This window comes from Rhodopila sp., from assembly GCF_035548235.1.
GTDB lineage: Bacteria > Pseudomonadota > Alphaproteobacteria > Acetobacterales > Acetobacteraceae > Rhodopila.
In genome coordinates this window covers 12066-33100 of sequence record NZ_DASZTJ010000278.1, presented here as the reverse complement: position 1 = coordinate 33100, position 21035 = coordinate 12066, and the positions used below count along the sequence as shown (strand labels likewise).

Here is a 21035-nt window from a genome sequence, read left to right as displayed (position 1 = left end):
CGAGGCCGAAGACATGGCCGCCCTCGTCGACTCCCTACCGAAGGAGATCGACAGCCTCTCCCTGCTGTCGGAGGTGTTGAACTACGACTTCTCCAAGCAACCGATCGACGAGCCCTTCACCCAGGAGGAAATCGACAGCTGGACCGGCGTGCAGGGCATGCGCGACAGGATCAGGCGTGTCCTGGGCAACCGCCTGCCGACGCCCAGGGACTTCATCAACATCACCCATCGCGGCACGGCGTACGATCACCCGCGCTTCGTCGGTTCCCCCAAGGACGTGGCCGATGGGTTGGAGGAATGGTTCTCCACCCGCGCCTGCGACGGCTTCGTGGTCGCTGCCACCCATGTCCCGGGCGCCTATGAAGATTTTTCCCGCCTGGTGATCCCGGAACTGCAGCGCCGCAGCCTGTTTCCCAAAGACTACAAGGGGCCGACCCTGCGCGAGAACCTGGGACTGGAACGCCCCGCCGTCGGTGCCTGGCGGAAGTAATAGGCGCGATCATTCCGCCTGGATCGAGAATCATCCGATATGTCTCTTTAATAGTATAAAGATCAATAAAAAGTCGTCTTGACGTGCAAATCTCTTGCAATCCGTATCAAAAGCCGCGATAACCCCGTCATACGAGCAACAGCACGCATGGCCGTAGCCCGGCAGGCTCGTGTTCTTGTCGAGCATCAAGATTCGTCGTGACGGAGAAACCTGAATGCATGTCTTGTTGCTGGCGCCGGCGATACAGGATTATTGCATCGAATACGCCAATGCGTTAGCGAAAAGGGCCAATGTCACATTCGTTGCTCCTTCAAGGTATTTCAAAGACTATGTGGCGTTCCTCGATGAAAGGATCGATGTACGTCTCATGGATTGGCCCCGTCATCGGAGCCCCAAGAACATTATTTTCTTGTTCCAGCTTATCCGGCTCGTCCGTTCGCTCAATCCCGACATCGTACATTTCCTGACCGAAAGCGTGATCTGGTTGAATTTCGCAGTGCCGGCCTTTCGGAAATACGGCCTCGTCACGACAATCCACGACGTGCAATACCATGTCGGCGACCATGCATCGCGGCGCGTTCCCCGCCGCTTCGCCGACTCGCTTATCGCCAATTCGGACCGCATCATCGTTCATGGTGCTGCGCTACGGACCCAGGCGGAGCACAAATATACGCGCCGCAAGGGCAGCATCGAGATCCTGCCGCATCTGGAGCTTCGGCGCTATGTCCATATCGCCCGGAAAAACCAATTCCGTCGGCGGGACGACCCTACCGTCAACGTGCTGTTTTTTGGGAGAATTTATGCTTACAAAGGTCTGGATGTCCTGATCCGGTCCATCCCGCTCGTCACGGACGAATTCCCGAACATCAGGGTGATCATCGCAGGTGAAGGCGATGACTTCGCTCCCTATCAGAAGCTGATTAAAGATCCAAAATTCTTCGAGATCCGTAATCGTCGAATCCCGGATGACGAGACGGCGCAGCTATTCACCGACGCGGACATCGTCGTGCTGCCCTACGTCGAGGCATCGCAAAGCGGAGTCCTGGCCGTCGCCCACGCTTTCGCCAAGTCCGTGATCGTGACGGATGTCGGAGAACTCGGCCAAGGCATTCGAGATGGAGAGTCCGGACTCATCATCAAGCCGGGAGACGAAATCGCACTGGCAGACGCCATTCTTACATTGGCACAAGATGCCACACTCAGGCATCAAATAGGTGCGGCAGGCCAAGCGGAAGCGGAGCGGACGGCGTCACCGGAACTGGTCGCCGAATGCGCAATGCAGATTTATGAGAAGACGGTTACCTCCCGCCTGATGCACATGCAGCAATATCCAAAGCCTGCTTAACGGTTTTCGCACGTTAAGAGGCCACGCCTCCGACCCTCGAAAACGGGACAGCGCAGCAGCTACACCGAAAAATACTTCGCCCGCGGATTGAGCACCACGATCGCGCTGGTCGACTGTTCGGGGTGCAACTGGAACTCGTCCGACAGCGACACGCCGATCCGCTCCGCGCCCAGTAGCGACAGGATCGGCGCCTGGTCCTCCAGCTTCGGACAGGCCGGGTAGCCGAAGGAGTAGCGGCTGCCGCGATATCCCTGCGCCAGCATCTTGTCCATCTCCCGGTCATCCTCACTCGCGAAGCCCGTCTCCGCTCGGATGCGCTTGTGGACGTATTCCGCCATCGCTTCGGCCATCTCCACGGACAGGCCATGGAGATACAGGTAGTCCTGGTAGCGGTTCTCCTCGAACCAGACGCGGGCGGTATCGGACGCTTTCTGGCCGACGGTCACCACTTGCAAGCCGATCACGTCGCGGACCTCGTCATCCACGTCGCGGAAGAAATCGGCTATGCATTCACCGTCCTCCTTCGGCTGCCGCGGCAGGGTGAAGCGGGCGACCTCGGTCGTGCCATCCGGATCGAAGATGATCAGGTCGTTGCCCTGCCCGGCGGCCTTCCAATAGCCGTAGCAGGCTTGCGGCTTCAGGATGTCCTGCTCCTCGCACAGCGACAGGATACGGCGCATCACCGGACGCAGTTCCTGCTTGGCCCAACCCAGGAAGTCTTCCAGCGAGCGGCCTTGTTTCCGAAAGCCCCATTGGAACTGGTACAGGCTGCGTTCGTTCAGGAACGGAACGATCGCCTTCGGCGCCGCCTCGATCAAGCGAGCGCCCCAGAAGGGCGGCTCCGAAACCGGAACGTCCTGCGTGATACGCCGGCGCCGGGTCTGCACGGCTTTGACGTCCACCGGCTGGAACGCCCGAGCGTCCGCCTGCCCCAAGCTGCGCGACATGTTGCGCGCCTTGCCCACGCGCTGCGCCTGGATGGCGGCCAGGTAATCGTCGAACCCGTTGCCGGTGACCCGATCCATCAGATGCAGGCCGTCGAACGCATCGCGCGCATAGGCGACGCGCCCGCAGGCATAGGCCTTGACGCAGTCGTCCTCGACATAGGTGCGGGTCAGAGCGGCGCCGCCCAGCAGCACCGGGATGTCGACGCCCTGGCGCGACATCTCCTCCAGGTTTTCCCGCATCACCACGGTGGATTTCACCAGCAGGCCGGACATGCCGATGGCATGCGCGCGATTGTCCCGCACGGCGTCCAGCATGTCCTGCAACGGCACCTTGATGCCCAGGTTGACGACCCGGTAGCCGTTGTTGGTCAGGATGATGTCGACCAGGTTCTTGCCGATGTCATGGACGTCACCCTTGACCGTGGCCAGGACGATAGTGCCTTTCTCCTGCCCCTCGACCCGCTCCATGAACGGTTCCAGATAGGCAACGGCCGCCTTCATCGTCTCGGCGGATTGCAGCACGAAGGGCAACTGCATCTTGCCGGCGCCGAACAGGTCGCCGACCACCTTCATGCCGTCCAGCAGGACGTTGTTGATGATCTCCAGCGGCGGCAGCGTCTTCAGCGCTTCGTCCAGGTCCTCGGTCAGCCCCTTGCGGTCGCCGTCGACGATGCGGTCCTTCAGCCGCCCTTCGGCCGTCGGCGCCCGCTCCTTCTTCACGGCGTCCGCGGCCTTGCGGCCGGCGAACAGTTCCAGCAGACGTTGCAGCGGGTCGTAGCCCTCGCGCCGGCGATCGAAGATCAGGTCTTCGGCCACCTGGCGCTCCTCCTCCGGGATCAGGTGCATCGGCCGGATCTTGGACACATGGATGATCGCGCCCGTCATCCCCGCTCGGCGCGCATGATCCAGGAATACGCTGTTCAGCACCGCGCGCGCCGCCGGGTTCAGGCCAAAGCTGACATTCGACAGACCCAGGATGATCTGGATATCCGGGAATTCCGCGCGGATGGCCGCGATCCCCTCCAGCGTCCACAACGCCAGCTTGCGATCGTCCTCATTCCCCGTCGCGACGGTGAAGGTCAGCGGGTCGATCAGCAGGTCGGATTGCGCCAGACCGTGCTTGTCGCAGGCGAACGCGACCAGCCGCCGCGCGATCCGCAGCTTGTCCTCCGCGGTCTTGGCCATGCCGACTTCATCAATGGTCAGCGCAATCACCGCCGCGCCGAACCGTTTCGCCAGCAACAGACGGTCATGCGCGTGATGCTCGCCGTCCTCGAAATTGATCGAGTTGATGATCGGCTTGCCGCCGTGCAGCTTCAGCGCCGCCTCGATCACCGGCGTCTCCGTCGAATCGATCACCAGCGGGCTGTTCACCGAGGCTGTGAACCGGCGTATCACCTCGGTCATCTCGGCATTTTCGTCACGCCCGACAAAGGCGGTGCAGATATCCAACGCGTGGCTGCCTTCGCCGATCTGCTCCCGTCCCATGGCGACGCAGCCGTCCCAGTCCTGCTTCTCCTGCAATTCCCGCCATTTCTTCGATCCGTTGGCGTTGCACCGCTCGCCGATCGCGAAAATGGCGTTCTCCTGACGCAATGGTTCCGCTTGATACAGACTGGCGACCGACGGCACCCAGACGACAGAGCGAGCCACCGGCGCCGGCCGGTATGCGCCGCGCTTGCGCAGCATCACGTCCAGGGCCTGGACATGCTCGACAGACGTGCCACAGCAGCCGCCGATCAGGTTCACCCCGTCGTCGGCGATGAAACGCTCCAACCAGGACGCCAGTTCGGCCGGCCCGAGGGGATAATGCGTGCGCCCGTCGACAAGTTCCGGCAGTCCTGCGTTGGGCTGCACCGAAATCAGCCCTGGCCAGTTCTTCGCCAGCCAGCCGACATGCTCCGCCATCTCCTGCGGTCCGGTCGCGCAGTTCAGCCCCATCAGCGGCACGTCCAACGCCGAGACAACCGTCGCGGCCGCGCCGATATCCGGGCCGACCAGCAACGTGCCAGTGGTTTCAACCGTGACCTGAACGAAGACCGGCGTGTCCGCCCCGGCCTCGCGTCGAGCGATCTTGGCGCCGTTGACGGCGGCTTTGATCTGCAGGGTGTCCTGGCAGGTCTCGATCAGGATCGCGTCGACGCCGCCGGCGATCAGGCCGCGGCATTGTTCAGTCAGCCCCGCTTCCAGCGGATCGTACGCGATGTTGCCCAGCGACGGCAGCTTCGTTCCGGGGCCGACGCTACCGACGACCCAACGATGACGGCCATCGGCGAACCCCTCCGCCGCCTCCCGCGCCAGTTCCCCGGCGCGCTTGTTGATCTCGAATGCCCGCTCCGCCAGGTCGAACTCCCCCAGCGTGATGGGCGACGCACCGAAGGTGTTCGTCTCCACCATATCGGCGCCGGCCTCGAAATAGCCGCGATGGATCTCGCGCACCATGTCGGGCCGCGACAGCACCAGCACGTCGGTGCAGTTCTCCCGCCCCCAGAAATCCTTCTCCACGTCCAGCGTCAGCGCCTGTACGCGGCTGCCCATGCCGCCATCGCACAGCAGCACGCGGTCGCGCAGGGCATCGAGCAAATGGGGACGCGCCATCGATAGTCCTTCAGAGAGCCTGTTCGAGAGTGGAGACGGTCGTCACATCCGCCGGCCTGGCAGCCTCCCAGATCCGGATCGGCAGTTCGGCCTCGACGGAGACGGGCGCGCCCATCGTCACGCCGGCGGCATCGGCCATGCGGCCGATGGCAGCGTCGGAAAAACCGGGCCAGCGATGCGCCAGCTTGGCGGTCAGGTCGGAGCGGTCGTGTTCCAGCAGATCGATGATCAGTAACCGCCCGCCGGGTGCCAGCACGCGTGCGGCTTCCCGCACCGCGCCGCCGGGGTCCTCGGCATGGTGCAGCACCATCTGCAGGACGACCGCGTCGAAGCTGCGATCGGCCAATGGCAACCGGTACATATCCGCCTGCCGCACCGCCACATGTGCGAACCCCGGCCCCGACAGCCGCGCCCGCGCGAGCGCCAGCATCGCCTTCGAGGCGTCGACCCCCAGCGCCTGCCGCACCCGCGGCGCCAGCAGTTCCAGCACGCGGCCGGTGCCGGTGCCGATATCCAGCAGCCGCGCCTGCGAGTCTTCCGGGATCAGCGCCAGCAACGCGTCCTCGACCGCTTGGGCCGGCAGGTCCAGGGCGCGCATCTCGTCCCAGTCCGCCCCTTGGCGCCGGAAAGACTCGGACGCCACGCGCGCGCGCTCCGCCAGGACCCGCGCGGCCTGGCGACGGTCAGCCTCCAGGACGGGATCGTCGGCCGGCAGCCGTGCCACGAGGTCGCGGGCCAGCGCGCCTTCATCCCCCGTCGGCAGGGCGAACCAGACATTCGTCCCTTCCCGCACCCGGTCCAGCAGCCCGCAATCGCACAGCAGCTTCAGATGCCGGGACAGGCGCGGCTGGGACTGGCCCAGGATCTCGGTGAATTCCATGACGCAGAACGCGCCTCGAGCAGCCAGCGCGAGCAGGCGCAGGCGGGTCGGTTCAGCGGCGGCACGCAGACTGGCGAGGAGACGATCCATGCTGATGCCGGTCTGACATAAAGATATCCTTATGTCCAGATGTCATCGAACAATATCCGGCCATCCGGTCACGACCCGTTGGGCAGCGCCATCGATTTCGCATGAGGCAGGAGATGGCCCGGTCGAACCGGAAGGATGGGACGTGCGTTCGGCCCTGGACATAAAAAAACGGCGGTGCTTGTGGCACCGCCGAAGTTTAGGGAGGAAACGTCCAAGAAAGCAGTGCACCGTAGTGCGTCTGCGAGACGGAGAATGGCGTTCGCAGCCGCAGCATGCAAGCGCTTTTTTGCTGCGACGCACAAAATCATCCGCTCAGCCCTATTTGTGTGCCCTTTGTACAACAGGGACCGTTGTATCTGCCGGCGATTTCATCAATTGGGCGCTGTATCCGAGCGTGCTGCCTCCGAAAACGCCACCACCGTCCCCAGACTGCTCGCCATATCGGTGGGAATCAGCACCGTTGTGCCCCGCTCCTTGTTCATCTCATATAGCAGGTTCATCTGGCGCAGCTTCAGTGCGTTCGGGTCGCTGCCGTACAACTTCGCCGCCTCCAGCACCTGCTGGGCGATCGCCGTTTCGGCCGAGGCCAGCGTGACCCGCGCGTCCTTCTCCCGCTCCGCCTGCGCCTGGCGGCTCATCGCGTCCTGGAGTTCGCGGGGAATCACGACGTCCTTGATCTCGACACTGCGGGCCGTCACTCCCCAGCTCGACGTCTTCCCGGTGATCGTCATCCGCAACTGCTCATCCGCCGATCGGCGGTCCGCCAGCAGCTTTGACAGGTCCGTCGAGCCGATCATCTCCCGCAGGCTGGTCTGCGCCACGCGCTCGATCGCCTCCCGGTAGTTGGCGATGCGGATCGCGGCGGATTCCGCGTCCTCCACCTGCCAGAACACGATCGCATCGACACCGACCGCCACCGTGTCGCGGGTCAGCGCCTGTTCGGCGGTGATCATCGTCGTGTTGATCCGCAGGTCGATGACTTGCGCCACCGAATCGATGACCGGGAACACCAGGTAAATCCCCGGCCCCTTCACCTTATGGAAGCGTCCGAGCCGCAGGATGACGGCACGCTGCCATTCCGAGGCGATCCGCACCGATCGCGCCAGGACCAGCAGGATGATGACGGCGATGACGATAAGCGCGATAGACATGGCTGACTTCCTCCATGGGCATGGTCGCTCTCGGGAGCGTCCTTCCTTGAATATCCCCTCGGAACGTCTCTTCCGAACACCTCGACCCGATATGCAGAGACGGGTATAGCCGAGGCGGATTTTACCTCTTGTGAACCATCTCCTGACCCCCGACGAGTGGCAGGCTGTCCTGCTGACGCTGGACGTGTCGATCAAGGCCGTCCTGTTCGCGCTGCCGGTCGCCCTGGCGGTGGCGATGGCGCTGTCGCGCGGACGCTTTCCGGGCAAGGTCGTGCTGGACACCGTCGCGCATCTGCCGCTGGTGCTGCCGCCGGTGGTGGTGGGCTGGCTGCTGCTGATCGTGTTCGGGTTGCACGGGCCGATCGGCGCGTTTCTTTTCAATTGGTTCGGCATTCGCCTGGTTTTCACCGAAAACGGTGCGGTGCTGGCATGCGCCGTCATGATCCTGCCCCTGATCCTGCGCGCTATCCGCCTGTCCCTCGACGCGGTCGATCCGGGACTGGAGCAAGCGGCGCGCACCCTGGGCGCCGGACCATGGGACCGGTTCCTGACGATCACCCTGCCGCTCGCCGCGCCTGGCGTGATGGTCGGCGCTTGCACCGGCTTCGCGGCGGCATTGGGCGAGTTCGGGGCCGTCATCACCTTCGCCGCCAACATCCCCGGCCAGACACAGACCTTGCCGCTGGCGATCTACGCCGCCCTGCAAGCCCCCGGCGGCGAGGCGACCGCGGCACGCCTGTCACTGGTATCGGTGGTGCTGGCGGTGGTGTTCCTGATCGCCTCGGAGCGGCTGAGCCGGATGGTGCGACGGTATATGGGCACCTGAGGCAGCCTCGCCTTTTCGCCCGCCCGACGCTATACGCCGCCGCATGCCCCTCGTCGCAACGATCCTGCCGCCGCGCGAAGGCTTCGGGCCCGGAAGCGCCGGCGCGATCGGCATGATCGCCCGGCGGCTGGCCCGGACGCCGGACTTCCAGACCGTTGTGTTCGGCGGCCGGCAGGACGGCCCGATTTTTCCCGACATCGATTTCCGCCCCGTTGCGCCTTCGCCCTGGCGGATCGGCAGCACCAACCTGCGCTACGCCGCCGCGGTCGCCGACGCGGTTCGGCGGCTGAAGCCCGCTCTGCTGGAGGTGCATAATCGACCGGAAATGGCCCTGGCCATTGCCGAACGGGTGCCGTCGATCCCGATCGTCGGCTTCCTGCACAACGACCCGATCGGCATGCGCGGCGCGACCTCCACCGCCGAACGCACCCATCTGCTGAAGACCCTGACTTGCGTCGCAATGCCGTCCGCCTTCCTGCGCGACCGGCTGCTGGACGGACTCGTCGATCCCCCGAAGCGACCGGCGATCGTGCCCAATTGCCTCGATCTGTCGGAATTTCCGCCGCCAGCGGCGAAAGAGCGCCGCATCCTGTTCGTCGGCCGTGTCGTCGCGGACAAGGCGCCGGATGTCTTCGTCTCGGCCTTCGCCGCGGCCGCGCCCCATGTGCCGGGGTGGACGGCGGAGATCATCGGCGCCGATCGGTTCAGCCAGGACAGCCCCGAGACGCCCTATGTCCGGTCCGTCAAGGCCGCAGCCGAGGCCGCCGGCGTCCGCATCCTGGGTTTCCGCCGGCACCGCGACGTGCTGGAAGCCATGAACCGGGCCGCCATCGTCGTCATGCCCAGCCGCTGGGACGAACCCTTCGGCCTGGTGGCGCTGGAAGCGATGGCCAGTCGAACGGCCCTGATCTGCTCGCCGCGCGGCGCGCTGCAAGAGGTCGCGGGCGACGCCGCCCTGTTCATCGACCCCGACGACATTGCCGGCGTCGCCGCCGCTATCCGCACGCTGTGCGGCGATGAGGCACGGCGACAGACCCTGGCCGAAGCCGGCCACCGCCGTGCCGCCCAGTTCGACCTCGGTCCCGTCACCGCTCGGCTGGCCGAACTCCGCATGCGATTGATCGCCGGCGACAGGCTGACTATGTGATGGCGTTGACGCCGGAGGCCGCTCCGGCCCCAAGGACAGGAAACCGCCCGCATGGCTGATACGAACGCGACCGGCGAACAGCAGGTACCCGTGACGGTGCTCACCGGTTATCTGGGTGCCGGCAAGACCACCCTGCTGAACCGCATCCTGACCGAACAGCACGGCCGCAAATACGCCGTCGTGATCAATGAGTTCGGGGAACTCGGCGTGGACAACGACCTTGTCGTCGACACCGACGAGGAAGTGTTCGAGATGAACAACGGCTGCATCTGCTGCACGGTGCGCGGCGACCTGATCCGCATCGTGGGCGGGCTGATGAAGCGCCGCGACAAGTTCGACGGCATCATCATCGAGACGACGGGTCTGGCGAACCCCGCCCCGGTAGCGCAGACCTTCTTCGTCGACGACGACGTCAAGGCCAAGACCCGCCTGGATGCCATCGTCACCGTGGTCGACGCCAAGCACCTGCCCGCGCGGTTGGAGGACAGCCACGAGGCCGCGGACCAGATCGCCTTCGCCGACGTCATCATCCTGAACAAGACCGACCTTGTGACGCCCGAGGAACTGGAGGCCGTCGAAGCCAAGATCCGCCAGATCAACCGCTTCGCCGTCATCCATCGGACCCAGCGCAGCGCGGTGGCGATCGACGAGGTCCTGAACCGCGGCGCCTTCGACCTGAGCCGCATCCTGGACATGCGCCCCGACTTCCTGGAGGACGACGAGCACGAGCACAACGACGACGTCTCGTCGATGAGCTTCGAGGTGGAAAAGCCGATCGACCCCGAGGCGTTCAACGCCTGGATCGGCCAGCTTCTGCAGGAGAAAGGCCCGGACCTGCTCCGCACCAAGGGTATCCTGAACTACGCGAACGAGGACCGGCGCTTCGCCTTCCAGGCCGTCCACATGATCGCCGACGGCGATTTCATCGGCCCCTGGAAGGACGGCGAACCCCGCGTCAGCCGCCTGGTCTTCATCGGCCGCAACCTGAACCGCCCGCAGCTGCGCCGGGGGTTCGAGGCCTGCGCGGCCGCATGACTACGGCGGCGTGACGCCGGGCGGATAGGGGCTGTCGCCGTCATACCGCGGATAGGCCGGCAGGTACCCCGGCCGCCGCGCGACCAGCGGTTGCGTGTACGACGGCGGATGCGGATCGCCGAACGCGCGGTCGAGCTGCGGAACGGGCCAGACCTGGTTCACCGGGGCGTTGGGGTCCGACGTACATCCGCCCAGCAGCACCAGGCCTGTCAGCAGCAAACGTCGGATCATCGGTCTTGTCCTCGCATGGCTGTGTTGAACGGCCGTGGTCCGGTCGGGTTGCCCGGGGGACGTCGTTCGTGACGATACGGCAGCGCAGGCAGTTCGGTTTGTGTGACATCGATCGCATAGGACGCAACGCCGCCATCGCCACGCTCGAAGCAACGTCCTACGCCATGAACCGGTGGAGGCCGCGTCCTCCCTGAAACGGGGCGTCGCCAGCAGGGGCGTCGCCAGAAGGGCCGTCGCCAGAAGGGCCGTCTTCAGCTAACATCCTCCCATAAGACAAAAAGGGAGGACACAGGGTATGCCAGAAGCGCCCGCCGGCCTGGAGCCGTCCGCCTATCCGCCATGGACCGGGGACGTCACGCGCGTGCCCTACTGGGTCTACCGCGAACCCGCCCTGTTGAAGACCGAACAGCAGCGCGTCTTCGAGGGACCGGTCTGGAACTTCCTCTGCCTGGAATCGGAAATCCCAGAATCCGGCGACTGGCGCGCCACCCAGCTTGGCCAGATGCCTGTCGTCGTGGCGCGCGGCGCCGACGGGTCCATCGCGGCGTTCGAGAACCGGTGCGCCCATCGCGGCGCGCTGATCTGCCTCGACAACGCCGGCAAGGGCGCCAAGGATTTCCAATGCGTCTACCACGCCTGGCGCTACGACCTGCACGGCAACCTTGCCTCGGTCGCGTTCCAGCGCGGGGTCAACGGCAAGGGCGGCATGCCGGCGGATTTCCGCCTGTCCGACCATGGCCCGCGCAAGCTGCGGGTCACCACGCTGCTGGGCCTGGTCTTCGCCACCCTGCACGACGACACCCCGGATATCGAGACCTTCATCGGTGTCGAGGTGCTGGCGCAGATGCGGCGCATCATCGGCGACCGGCAGGTGGAGATCATCGGCCGCTTCACCGAAGTCCTGCCGAACAACTGGAAGATGTATGCCGAGAACGTGCGGGATTCCTACCACGCCAGCCTGCTGCACCTGTTCTTCGCCACGTTCAGGATCAACCGCCTCAGCCAGGGCGGTGGTCTGATCATCAGCCCGAACGGGGGATGCAGCGTGTCGTCGTCCATCGCGCCCGACGCCAAGGACGATCCAGCTTATGCCGGCATGCGCTCCGCCCAGGACGACTACCAGTTGGAGGATCGCGGCCTCATCGACGTCGTGGACGAGCATCCGGACCGCATCCGCCAGCAGATCATCACGGTGTTCCCGAACTTCGCGATGCAGAAGACGCAGAACGCCATGGCCATGCGCTTCTTCGTCCCTGACGGTGTCGACCGCACCCGGTTGGAATGGATCTATTTCGGCTATGCCGACGACACCGAGGCGATGCGCAAGCGCCGCATGCGCCATTTGAACCTCGGTGGCCCTGCCGGATTCGTGTCGATGGAAGACGGCTGTATCGGCAATTTCGTCGAACGCGGCATTGCGACGGCCGAGGCGGACACCTCGATCGTCGCCATGGGCGGATCGGGCACCGAGACCCAGCAGACCCGCGCGACCGAGGCTGCGGTACGGGGATTCTGGGCCCTGTGGCGGCGGATGGTGGCACTATGACGACCTTGCGCCTGGCGGAGCTGAACGCCGCCTACGCCGCCGCGATCGACCAGGACCGGCTGGAGGCGTGGCCGGATTTCTTCACCGACGATTGCCTCTACAAGATCACCTCGGCCGACAACGAGAAAGCGGGCATGCAGGCCGGCATCGTCTATGCCGATTCACGGGCCATGCTCCGGGATCGGATCACCGCGCTGCGGACGGCGAACATCTATGAGCGGCAGGCCTATCGGCACATCGTCGGCCTGCCGCTGATCGTCCGCGAGGCCGACGGGCTGATCGCTGCCGAGACCCCGTTCCTGGTCGTCCGCATCACCCGCGACGCCAGGACCGACCTGTTCGCGACCGGCCTGTATCGCGACCAGGTCGTCCCGGCGGACGGCGGCCTGCGCTTCCGGCAGCGGATCGTGGTCTGCGACAGCAACCATTTCGATACGCTGGTGGCGATCCCGCTCTGACCCCTTCCGGGTATCGGCCCCCAGGCTATTGGGTCCCCGGGGCATTGACCGCCGGCCGCGATCCGTCGATTACCGGGGCATGAGCCAGTCCGCCCCTTTCCTTCTCTCGACCCGCGGCCAGTCTCGCGACCTGGGCGCCTTCGTCGTTGCCGCCCGCTTTTCCCGCGACGGCAGCCGAGTGGGTTTTGCCCTGGGGGACGGGTCGGTGTGGACGATGGCGGCGGCTGGGGATCCGGGCTGGACGCAGACCACCGTGCATGACGGGGCGATCCTGGACTTCGCCGCCGATCCGGCCGGCCAGGGCTTCATCTCAGCCGGCGATGACGGGCAGGTCCGGCGGCTGGACGCCGAGGGCCATGTCTCGGACGTCGCCTCCTTCGGCATGAAATGGGTCGAGCACGTCGCGACCTATGCGCTGGACAAGGGCAAGGGCCTGATCGCGGCGAGCGCCGGCAAGGTGGTGCGGCTGTTCGACCAGACGGGCCGGCTGCTGAAGGAATTGACGCACCCGTCGACGGTCACCGGGCTGACCTTCGACGGCAAGGGCAAGCGGGTGGTGGCGTCGCACTACAACGGCGTCTCGATCTGGTTCGTCGCGGCGAAGACGGACACGCCCCGGAAGCTTGAATGGAAGGGCAGCCACACGGCGGTCGCAATGCACCCCGAGGGCGAGGCCGTCGTCACCGCCATGCAGGAAAACGCACTGCATGGCTGGAAGCTGCCCGACGGACAGCACATGCGCATGAGCGGCTATCCGGCGAAGACCGCCAGCCTGTCGTTCTCGCGCAACGGCAAATGGCTGGCGACCAGCGGGGCGGACGCCATGGTGCTTTGGCCGTTCTTCGGCGGCGGCCCGATGGGCAAGGCGCCGCTGGAGCTGGCCGGCGGGGACGGCGTCGTCTGCACGCGGGTCGCCGCCAATCCGGCCAACGAGATCGTCGCCGGCGGGTTCACCGACGGGCTGGTGGTGGTCGCGGACATCAATTCCTCCCGCATCCTGCCGGTGGTGCCGCCGGAGCACGGGCCGATCAGCACGCTGGCCTGGAATCCGGACGGAACGAAGCTGGCCGTGGGGACGGAGACAGGCTTCGCCGCCGTCGTGGACTTCACCAAGCGGTAACCCTATTTCGGCGCCGCCGGGTTCGCCGAGGCCAGGCCTGTCAGGTTCTGGATCGAGGAGCCGACCCCTTTGGCGATCTCACTGCCCAGACTTGCCGGGCAGGCCGTTCCGGCGGCGCAGGCGGGTGTACCGGGCAGCATCTGCGATCCCGCCATCTGTATCAGCGGCAGGGCGCAGCCACTCAGCAGCAGGCAGGCGGCCAGGGGAGCAAACACGGGAACGGCCAGGGAAAAGAACGGAACGCGCATGGGGAGACTCCTTCGGGTTGTGCGAAGGAGGGGCGTTGATGCCACCGTGCCACGCTGAAATGGAGGACCCGACCCCGTCGTCGCGGTTTTCGCTGCGATCGCTGCCGGCGGGGATAGTGTGCCGGCCAAACCCTAAGATTCGGTGAAGCGCCCCGACGATCGCATGCACTATGGCGTTGGGCGGAGGGTGCGGGCATGATGCCGGCCGGTGTTGACCCAGACCCGCCATGGCCTTGTGCCGGCCATGACGGGTAAGGGAAAGAGCCACCTGATGGGAGAACACGATGGACCTGCCGGAAGCCGATGCCGAAACGAAAACCTGGTTCGTCAACTGGCTGGAACAATTCTCCAGCCATGTCCGGTCCGTCGACTACGCGTCCGCTCGGCCGCTGTTCCATCCCCAGATCCTGGCCTTCGGCACGCACCAGGACGTGCTGCCGGACCGGGAGGCGTGGATCAACACGCAATGGGACAATGTCTGGCCGCGAACGGATGATTTCCGTTTCGATATTGCCGCCACGCATGTACTCGTTTCCAACGACAAGACCATGGCCGTGGTGATCGCGCCCTGGACGAGCACCGGGTTCGACACGTCAGGCAAACCGTTCGACCGGCCCGGCAGAGCGACGATCGTGTTCCATCGATCGGGGGACGGTTGGACCGGGGTGCATACGCATCTTTCATTGAATCGCGGCGTTCCCCAGACCAGCCACGGCGATCGCCCGGTCAAGGCGCGCTGACGCCGGGTCGCGCCGTGAGTGTCCGCTCACGGTCCGAGGCAGTCATCAACGAACGGGTGCGCGCATCAGGATTCCATGCGTCTCGCGCGGATAGGCACGCGCAGAGCGGTTCGCAATATCGCCGTTCCGCAGGCTGGCGAGCCTGGTTCACAATTCCTTAACACATTCCGTCTTGACCGGTCGGTGGTGCCGTCATAGCAGACGTTGTTGATTCACCGGGGAAATCAGCCTTTATGTCGGGACTGGCGGCCGCAATCTTCCGGCAGCGAAAGCGTCGGTGTTGACATCGGTGGGCATGCCTGAAGCCTTGGCGCCGGCGATTTCCGCAGAGGATGTGAATGTGGCAACCGGCAGCGTGGCAGTGGCGCCGGAAACCAGGCCGCTTTACCCGAAGACAGCCCCCATGCCGACACAAGCCGGGCCGGAAGGCATCCGGTTCGACTTCAACCGCGGCTGCCGCGTACTGCTGCCCGCCCGTGCCGCGGGTCAATGGCGTGTCCGATTGCGCGATCTTCATACCGGCAACACCTTATTCCAGAGCGATAACCAGGGTGCTCTCGTCAGTTCCGCCAAGCGGTGGTTCGTGCGCTTCCGGATCGAAGTCTGGTCGATCGACAGTCCGGAGGTCGAGCCGCGTGAGGTATTCCGTCACGACTACGATCCCGCCGGCCACGACGTACTGATTCAGTTTCCTGTCGGTACCCTTGGCGATACGCTGGCCTGGTTCCCCTATGCAGAACGCTTCGCAGAGGCGCATCCCGGCAGCCGGGTCTCCTGCGCGCTATCAGGCCTGATCATCCCGCTGTTGCGGGACGCCTATCCGACCCTTCGCCTGTTGACGCATGAGGCGATCACCGAGGCGGCGATAGCGGACACCGCCTATGCGACCTATTCCCTCGGGCTGTTTTTCAACGATGTCGAATGCGTTCATCAACCGACGGATTTTCGGCAGGTCGGCCTGCACCGGACGGCGGCCTACATTCTTGGAGTCGACGCCTCCGAGATTCCGGCACGCGTTTCGTTGCCGGACGATACGCGGCCGATCGCCCAACCATACGTTTGTATTGCGACTCAAAGTTCAACCCAAAGTAAATACTGGAACAATCCCTATGGTTGGAGGGAGGTCATCGCCTTCCTCAAGGCCAGCGGCTATCGGGTGATCTGTATCGACCAGAAGCCGGTGCATGGAACCGAGCTGGTGTGGAACCACATACCGCATGGCGCCGAAGACGAAACCGGTGATCGCCCGTTGACGGAGCGGCTGCGCTGGCTGAAGCACGCCGCGTTTTTCGTCGGCCTCAGCAGCGGATTATCCTGGTTGGCATGGGCGGCCGGCACGCCGGTCGTCATGATCAGCGGCTTCACGCATCCGATGAACGAATTCACCACCCCGTTCCGCGTGATCAATTGGCATGCCTGCAACAGTTGCTGGAACGATCCGTCATTGCGGTTCGATCACAAGGACTTCCTGTGGTGTCCGCGTCATGCAGGCACGTCGCGGCAGTTCGAATGCACACGGCTGATCACGTCGGAGCAGGTGATCCAGACGATCCGACGGATTCCTGGCGTGACACATCAGGGTCCGGAAAAACCCACGGTCGCGTAATCAACACTGTGGCGGCAAGTGCTGTCGTCAAAGACGACTGTCATAATTTCATAATGATTCACCTACTGGATGGCTTGACCAGCCACAATTACTAAGCCCGCTGGACTTGAAAATGGCGGGGCAACTATGTCGGACTCCATCAGCAATCTGGCCACGTTCACGCCTGGGGATCTCGTGATCAGTGTTGTCGGGGATGGGGCCGGAGACGGAACCTACGGTGACAATCAAGCTTCGCCGATCGTCCTGGAAGAACTGACCACCAGCGGCAGCGTGGTGGGCGACCTCGTGCTGCCTCAAACCACGGCGATCGTGAACGGTGTCACCCAATATGCGATCTCCGGCGAATATGGTTCCTCGTCGGAAGGATCGTTGCAGCTTTCGGCTGATGGCCACTCTCTGGTCATCGCCGGCTATGGCGTCAACGCTGCGACCTACAATTCGGGTGGAGCGGCGGTTTATGGGAATGCGGCGCTGGCGCAATCAACCAGCATCCCCGGCGGCCCATACACGCCCGTTGCGCGTGTCATTGCCGACATCAGTGCCAGCGGGGCGGTGAATACCAGCACGGCACTGTATAATGTGTTCGACCTGAACAATCCTCGCAGCGTCGCCACTGTCAACGGCACTACTTTCTATATCTCCGGGCAGGGCCAGAAGGGCAGCACGAACCAGGGCGTATTCGTCGCCGATGAAGGCGCCAGCAGCGCGACCGGGGTGGACACCAGCACCGACACACGAACGGTGGAGATCATCGACGGCAAGCTCTATGTATCGCGCGACAGCACGCAGGGCGTTGGCGGTACGCTGTCGGACTACGGTGCGACGCTGCCGACAGGCACAACCTCGGCCAGCGTCCTGCCGGGCATCGACGGATCGATCACCCTGACGGCCGCCCAGGCGAATGGGATCGACAACGCCGACATCGGCAAGAGCATCAATCTGAGCCCGGAGAACTTCTTTTTCGCCGACGCCGACACGCTCTACATCGCGGACGGCGGCGATCCAAAAGCGGGCGGCCTGGGCGATGGAGGCCTGCAGAAATGGACCTTCAACGGCTCCGTCTGGACATTGGACTATACGCTGACCGCCGGACTCGACCTGGTCCCCGATACGGCGACGTCCGGCACCACGGGCCTGATCGGGCTGGCTGGCACCGTGGTCGGCGGCCAGGTGGAACTCTATGCCACCAACTCGACGCTGGGTGACCTCGATCAGACCTATCTGTTTGGCATCAGCGATACGCTCGCCGCGACGGCGCTGCCGACCAACGAGAGCTTCAACGTCCTGGTGACGGCAGCGGCGGATACCAATATCCGCGGCATCTCCTTTGCCCCGACCGCAGCGGTCACGACGACGTCGGACACGACCGTCTCCAGCGGCAGTTCCTCAAGCGGCGTGCAGGTGACCAGCGGCAGCATCCTGACCGTCCAGTCCGGAGGCACCGCCGTCAGCGCAACCATCTTCAGCGGCGCTTCGGCGACAATCGCCGCCGGCGGAATCGACTCCGGTTCCTATATCGCGCAAGGCGGTCAGGAGACGGTGCTGGGGTCAGCCGCCGCCGACACGGTCGCCGGTGTCCAACTCGTCAGTGCCGCGACGGCAGTCGTCAATGACGAAATCGTCCTGAATGGCGGCACCGTGGAACTGTTCCTCGCGGGTGCGATCGCCAGCAACACGACGATCGACGCCGGCGGCGCTCTTGCCATCAGCGGCCATGCGGTGGCCAGCAACACCACGATCAGCGGCGGTCTGGTAGAACTGGAGTCGCCGAAGGCGATCCTGTCCGGATCCGTGACGTTCGTCGACGCAGGCACGATCGATGTGACGGCCAATACCAGCGTCGGCTATGGCGACCTGGGGGTGATCTCCGGGTTCGGCGTGGGTGACGTCATCGACTTCACCTCCGCCACGGCGATCGGCGCGGCCGGGTCGGCGGCGACGGTGACCTTTGCCAATACCGGCAGTACCACAACCGCAACGGTCTCGGGCGGCGGCTCGACCCAGGCTTTCACCTTTGCCGGGTCACCCGCCTCCAACCTGCAATTGATCAGCGACGGACGTGGCGGAGAGGAACTGACATACTCGGCGACCCCACCGGTCAGCACGACGATCTCCAGCGGCAGCAGCCAGAGCGATATTCCTGTCACCAGCGGCAGCATCGTCGACGTCCTGTCGGGCGGCACGCTGATAAGCGGAAGCATAGCGGCCGGCGGGACGGTGACGGTCGAGGCTGGAGGTCTCGACTTGGATTCCGAGATCTCGACCAGTGGCTTCGAGTTGGTTCTTGGAATGGCCACCGGCGATAAGGTGTCCGGCACGCAGCTTGTCAGCGCCGCAACCGCAGTCGTTAATAACGAAACGGTTTACTCAGGAGGCAGCATCGATCTGTTCCTGAAGGGGGCCGTCGCCGACGATGCTGTCGTGATGAGCGGCGGGCAACTCAATATCAGCGGCAATGCCACCGCCAGCAACACCACGATCGATGGTGGCCTGATCGACCTGCAGTCTCCCAAGGCGGTTCTGGCCGGGACGGTCACATTCGCCGGTGCGGGCACGATCGCGATCACCGACACCACCAGCGCGGGTTTTGGCGATCTGGCCATTATCAATGGCTTCGGTTCGGGCGACGTCATCGACTTGACGATCGTCGGTTCGGGCGCATCACTCGCCACGACGACGTCAGGCGGCAACACCATTGCGACGGTCACCGATGGTGGCGTCACCGAATCGTTCATATTCGCGGGTTCGGCTTCTGGCCTGCAACTGGTCGGCGACGGCAATGGCGGTGAGGAGCTGACCACCGGCGGCTCCGCCTCCTCGTCGTCATCATCCTCGTCTTCCTCCAGCGTCACGTCGGTAACCAGCGGCATGACCGAATCCGGTCTTGTCGTCAGCGGCGGCTTTTCGGTGAGCGTCCTGAATGGCGGCACGATCGTCGGTGCGAGCATCCTCTCTGGCGGGTCGGTGACAATCCAGACCGGTGGCGTTGACTCAGCCTCGGTCATCTCGGCCGGCGGCAACGAGACCGAGCTGGGGTCGGCCGCGGGCGACCAGATCTACGGGACGCAACTCGTCAGCGCGGCGACCGCGGTGGTCAGCAGCGAAACGGTCTATGCGGGTGGCAATCTGGACCTGTTCCTGAAGGGCGCGGTGTCCAACAACGCGGTTCTGCGGGGCGGGACACTGAACATCAACGGCAATGCCACGGCGTATGATTCGGTCCTGACCTCCGGCGGGTTGATCGACCTGCAATCGCCCAAGGCGGTGCTGTCCGGGTCGGTCCTTTTCGATGGCGCCGGCACGCTGGAGGTTTCGGATGTCAGCAGCGCGGGATATGGCGACCAAGCTGTCATCAGTGGCTTTGGCGCCGGGGACGTGATCGACGACACGGTCATCGGCACCGGGGCAACCTTCGCAACCACCACGTCCGGCGGCAACACGGTTGCGACCATCACCAGCGGTTCGGTTACCCAGTCCTTCACGCTCGCGGGCGATGTCGGCGCCAACCTGCAATTGGTCGGCGATGGCAATGGCGGTGAGGAGATCATTCCGGTTTTGTGTTTCTGCGCCGGCACGCTGATCCGGACGCCGGCCGGTGAAGCCCCGATCGAACGCCTGGCCGTCGGCGACCGCGTGATCACCCACACGGGCGCTGAGCGGCCGATCACCTGGATCGGCAGGGGCAGGGTCCTCGCGACGCGTGGGCGCCGAAATGCCGCGACCCCCGTCATCATCCGCAAATCGGCGTTCGCCGATAACGTGCCCAACAGGGATCTGCGGGTGACCAAGGGACACGCCTTCTCCTTCGAAGGTGCCCTGATCCCGATCGAGTTCCTGGTGAACCATCGCTCCATTCTTTGGGACGACCAGGCGCAGGAAGTCGAATTGTATCATATCGAACTTGAGTCCCATGATGTCCTGCTTGCCAACGGCGCCGCGGCCGAGAGCTACCGTGACGACGGCAATCGCTGGCTATTCCAGAATGCCAACAGCGGCTGGGGACTGCCGCCGCTGGAGCCCTGCGCGCCCGTCCTGACGGGTGGCCGGTTGGTTGACGAGGTCTGGCGGCGTCTGCTGGACCGCTCCGGCCCGCGACCGAGCATGACGACGACGGATGATCCGGACCTGCACCTGGTGGTCGATGGTGAACGGGTGGAACCGATTAATCGCCGGTCGGAACTCTATGTCTTCCGTCTGCCGGAAACACCCCGCGCGCTTCGCATTGCCTCACGGTCCGCGGTGCCGCAGGAATTGGGTATCGCACGGGATGATCGGCCGTTGGGCGTGGCGATCGGACGAATCGTGTTCAGTCAAGCGGCGCGGCAGCGGGTCATCGACGCCGCCGATCCGCGACTGGTCGAGGGCTTCCATCCATTCGAAGCAGAGGGTTTGGTTCGTTGGACCAACGGCGATGCGATCCTGCCTGAAAGCCTGTTCCAGGATCTGAGCGGCGCCTGCCTGCTGATGCTGCACTTGAATGGTGCCACGACGTACAGAGACGACGGGAAGCGCAGAATGGTGGCGTAAATTGCCATCGGCGGCCGCCGGGCAGAGAGCGGACAGCCGGAAACCCACCC

At 64.6% G+C, this 21035-nt stretch carries 15 protein-coding genes and 1 pseudogene; 11 read left to right on the top strand and 5 right to left on the bottom strand.

Annotation, left to right across the window (positions count from 1 at the left end):
* Together VHB27_RS22535 and VHB27_RS22530 are read left to right on the top strand one after the other, a co-directional pair.
* Positions 1–490: pseudogene (locus VHB27_RS22535) on the top strand (LLM class flavin-dependent oxidoreductase); the annotation flags it as partial.
* 214 nt (positions 491–704) lie between these two features.
* Positions 705–1835, top strand: a complete 1131-nt coding sequence (locus VHB27_RS22530) for a glycosyltransferase family 4 protein (RefSeq protein ID WP_325604824.1) — start codon at positions 705–707, stop codon at positions 1833–1835.
* 59 nt (positions 1836–1894) lie between these two features.
* Here VHB27_RS22530 and metH read toward each other — a convergent pair whose 3' ends face one another.
* The 3 genes from metH to VHB27_RS22515 all read right to left on the bottom strand — a co-directional run bounded on the left by metH (position 1895) and on the right by VHB27_RS22515 (position 7501).
* The gene (metH, locus tag VHB27_RS22525; protein ID WP_325604822.1) at positions 1895–5380 is read right to left on the bottom strand and encodes a methionine synthase; all 3486 of its coding nucleotides are present in this window, start codon (positions 5378–5380) and stop codon (positions 1895–1897) included.
* Positions 5381–5390: 10 nt separating this feature from the next.
* Positions 5391–6350: a metalloregulator ArsR/SmtB family transcription factor gene (locus VHB27_RS22520; protein WP_325604820.1), complete on the bottom strand. Its 960-nt coding sequence runs from the start codon at positions 6348–6350 to the stop codon at positions 5391–5393.
* Between the two features lie 371 nt (positions 6351–6721).
* On the bottom strand, positions 6722–7501 hold the full coding sequence (locus VHB27_RS22515; protein WP_325604818.1) for a slipin family protein: 780 nt from the start codon (positions 7499–7501) through the stop codon (positions 6722–6724).
* 130 nt (positions 7502–7631) lie between these two features.
* On the opposite strand from VHB27_RS22515, the gene modB reads away from it, so the two are divergent.
* The 3 genes from modB to VHB27_RS22500 are packed head-to-tail and all read left to right on the top strand — an operon-like array spanning position 7632 to position 10509.
* Entirely contained in the window at positions 7632–8327 is a 696-nt protein-coding gene (modB, locus tag VHB27_RS22510) for a molybdate ABC transporter permease subunit (protein WP_325604816.1), read from the top strand.
* Between the two features lie 43 nt (positions 8328–8370).
* Positions 8371–9474: a glycosyltransferase family 4 protein gene (locus tag VHB27_RS22505; protein ID WP_325604814.1), complete on the top strand. Its 1104-nt coding sequence runs from the start codon at positions 8371–8373 to the stop codon at positions 9472–9474.
* 51 nt (positions 9475–9525) lie between these two features.
* Positions 9526–10509, top strand: coding sequence for a CobW family GTP-binding protein (locus tag VHB27_RS22500; protein WP_325604812.1), 984 nt, complete (start codon positions 9526–9528; stop codon positions 10507–10509).
* Here VHB27_RS22500 and VHB27_RS22495 read toward each other — a convergent pair whose 3' ends face one another.
* Positions 10510–10740 carry a hypothetical protein gene (locus VHB27_RS22495; protein WP_325604810.1) on the bottom strand — a complete coding sequence of 77 codons (231 nt, stop codon included), beginning with the start codon at positions 10738–10740 and terminating at the stop codon, positions 10510–10512. It lies immediately after the preceding gene.
* Positions 10741–11035: 295 nt separating this feature from the next.
* Between VHB27_RS22495 and VHB27_RS22490 the strand changes: the two genes are divergently transcribed.
* The 3 genes from VHB27_RS22490 to VHB27_RS22480 all read left to right on the top strand — a co-directional run bounded on the left by VHB27_RS22490 (position 11036) and on the right by VHB27_RS22480 (position 13864).
* On the top strand, positions 11036–12286 hold the full coding sequence (locus VHB27_RS22490) for an aromatic ring-hydroxylating oxygenase subunit alpha (protein WP_325604808.1): 1251 nt from the start codon (positions 11036–11038) through the stop codon (positions 12284–12286).
* Positions 12283–12744, top strand: coding sequence for an aromatic-ring-hydroxylating dioxygenase subunit beta (locus VHB27_RS22485; RefSeq protein ID WP_325604806.1), 462 nt, complete (start codon positions 12283–12285; stop codon positions 12742–12744). The genes VHB27_RS22490 and VHB27_RS22485 overlap by 4 nt, the downstream gene beginning before the upstream one ends.
* A gap of 79 nt (positions 12745–12823) precedes the next feature.
* A complete protein-coding gene (locus VHB27_RS22480; RefSeq protein ID WP_325604803.1) occupies positions 12824–13864 on the top strand; it encodes a WD40 repeat domain-containing protein in 1041 nt (346 codons plus the stop codon).
* Positions 13865–13866: 2 nt separating this feature from the next.
* Here the strand turns inward: VHB27_RS22480 and VHB27_RS22475 are convergent, their stop codons facing one another.
* Positions 13867–14112 (bottom strand): hypothetical protein, encoded by a 246-nt coding sequence (locus tag VHB27_RS22475; RefSeq protein ID WP_325604802.1) that lies wholly within the window; start codon positions 14110–14112, stop codon positions 13867–13869.
* A 284-nt stretch (positions 14113–14396) separates the two neighbouring features.
* Here VHB27_RS22475 and VHB27_RS22470 point away from each other — a divergent pair, with 284 nt between their 5' ends.
* The 3 genes from VHB27_RS22470 to VHB27_RS22460 all read left to right on the top strand — a co-directional run bounded on the left by VHB27_RS22470 (position 14397) and on the right by VHB27_RS22460 (position 20985).
* Positions 14397–14852, top strand: coding sequence for a YybH family protein (locus VHB27_RS22470; protein ID WP_325604800.1), 456 nt, complete (start codon positions 14397–14399; stop codon positions 14850–14852).
* A 295-nt stretch (positions 14853–15147) separates the two neighbouring features.
* The gene (locus VHB27_RS22465; protein ID WP_325604798.1) at positions 15148–16458 is read left to right on the top strand and encodes an autotransporter strand-loop-strand O-heptosyltransferase; all 1311 of its coding nucleotides are present in this window, start codon (positions 15148–15150) and stop codon (positions 16456–16458) included.
* Between the two features lie 126 nt (positions 16459–16584).
* Positions 16585–20985, top strand: a complete 4401-nt coding sequence (locus VHB27_RS22460) for a Hint domain-containing protein (protein ID WP_325604796.1) — start codon at positions 16585–16587, stop codon at positions 20983–20985.
* The last annotated feature ends 50 nt before the right edge of the window (positions 20986–21035 follow it).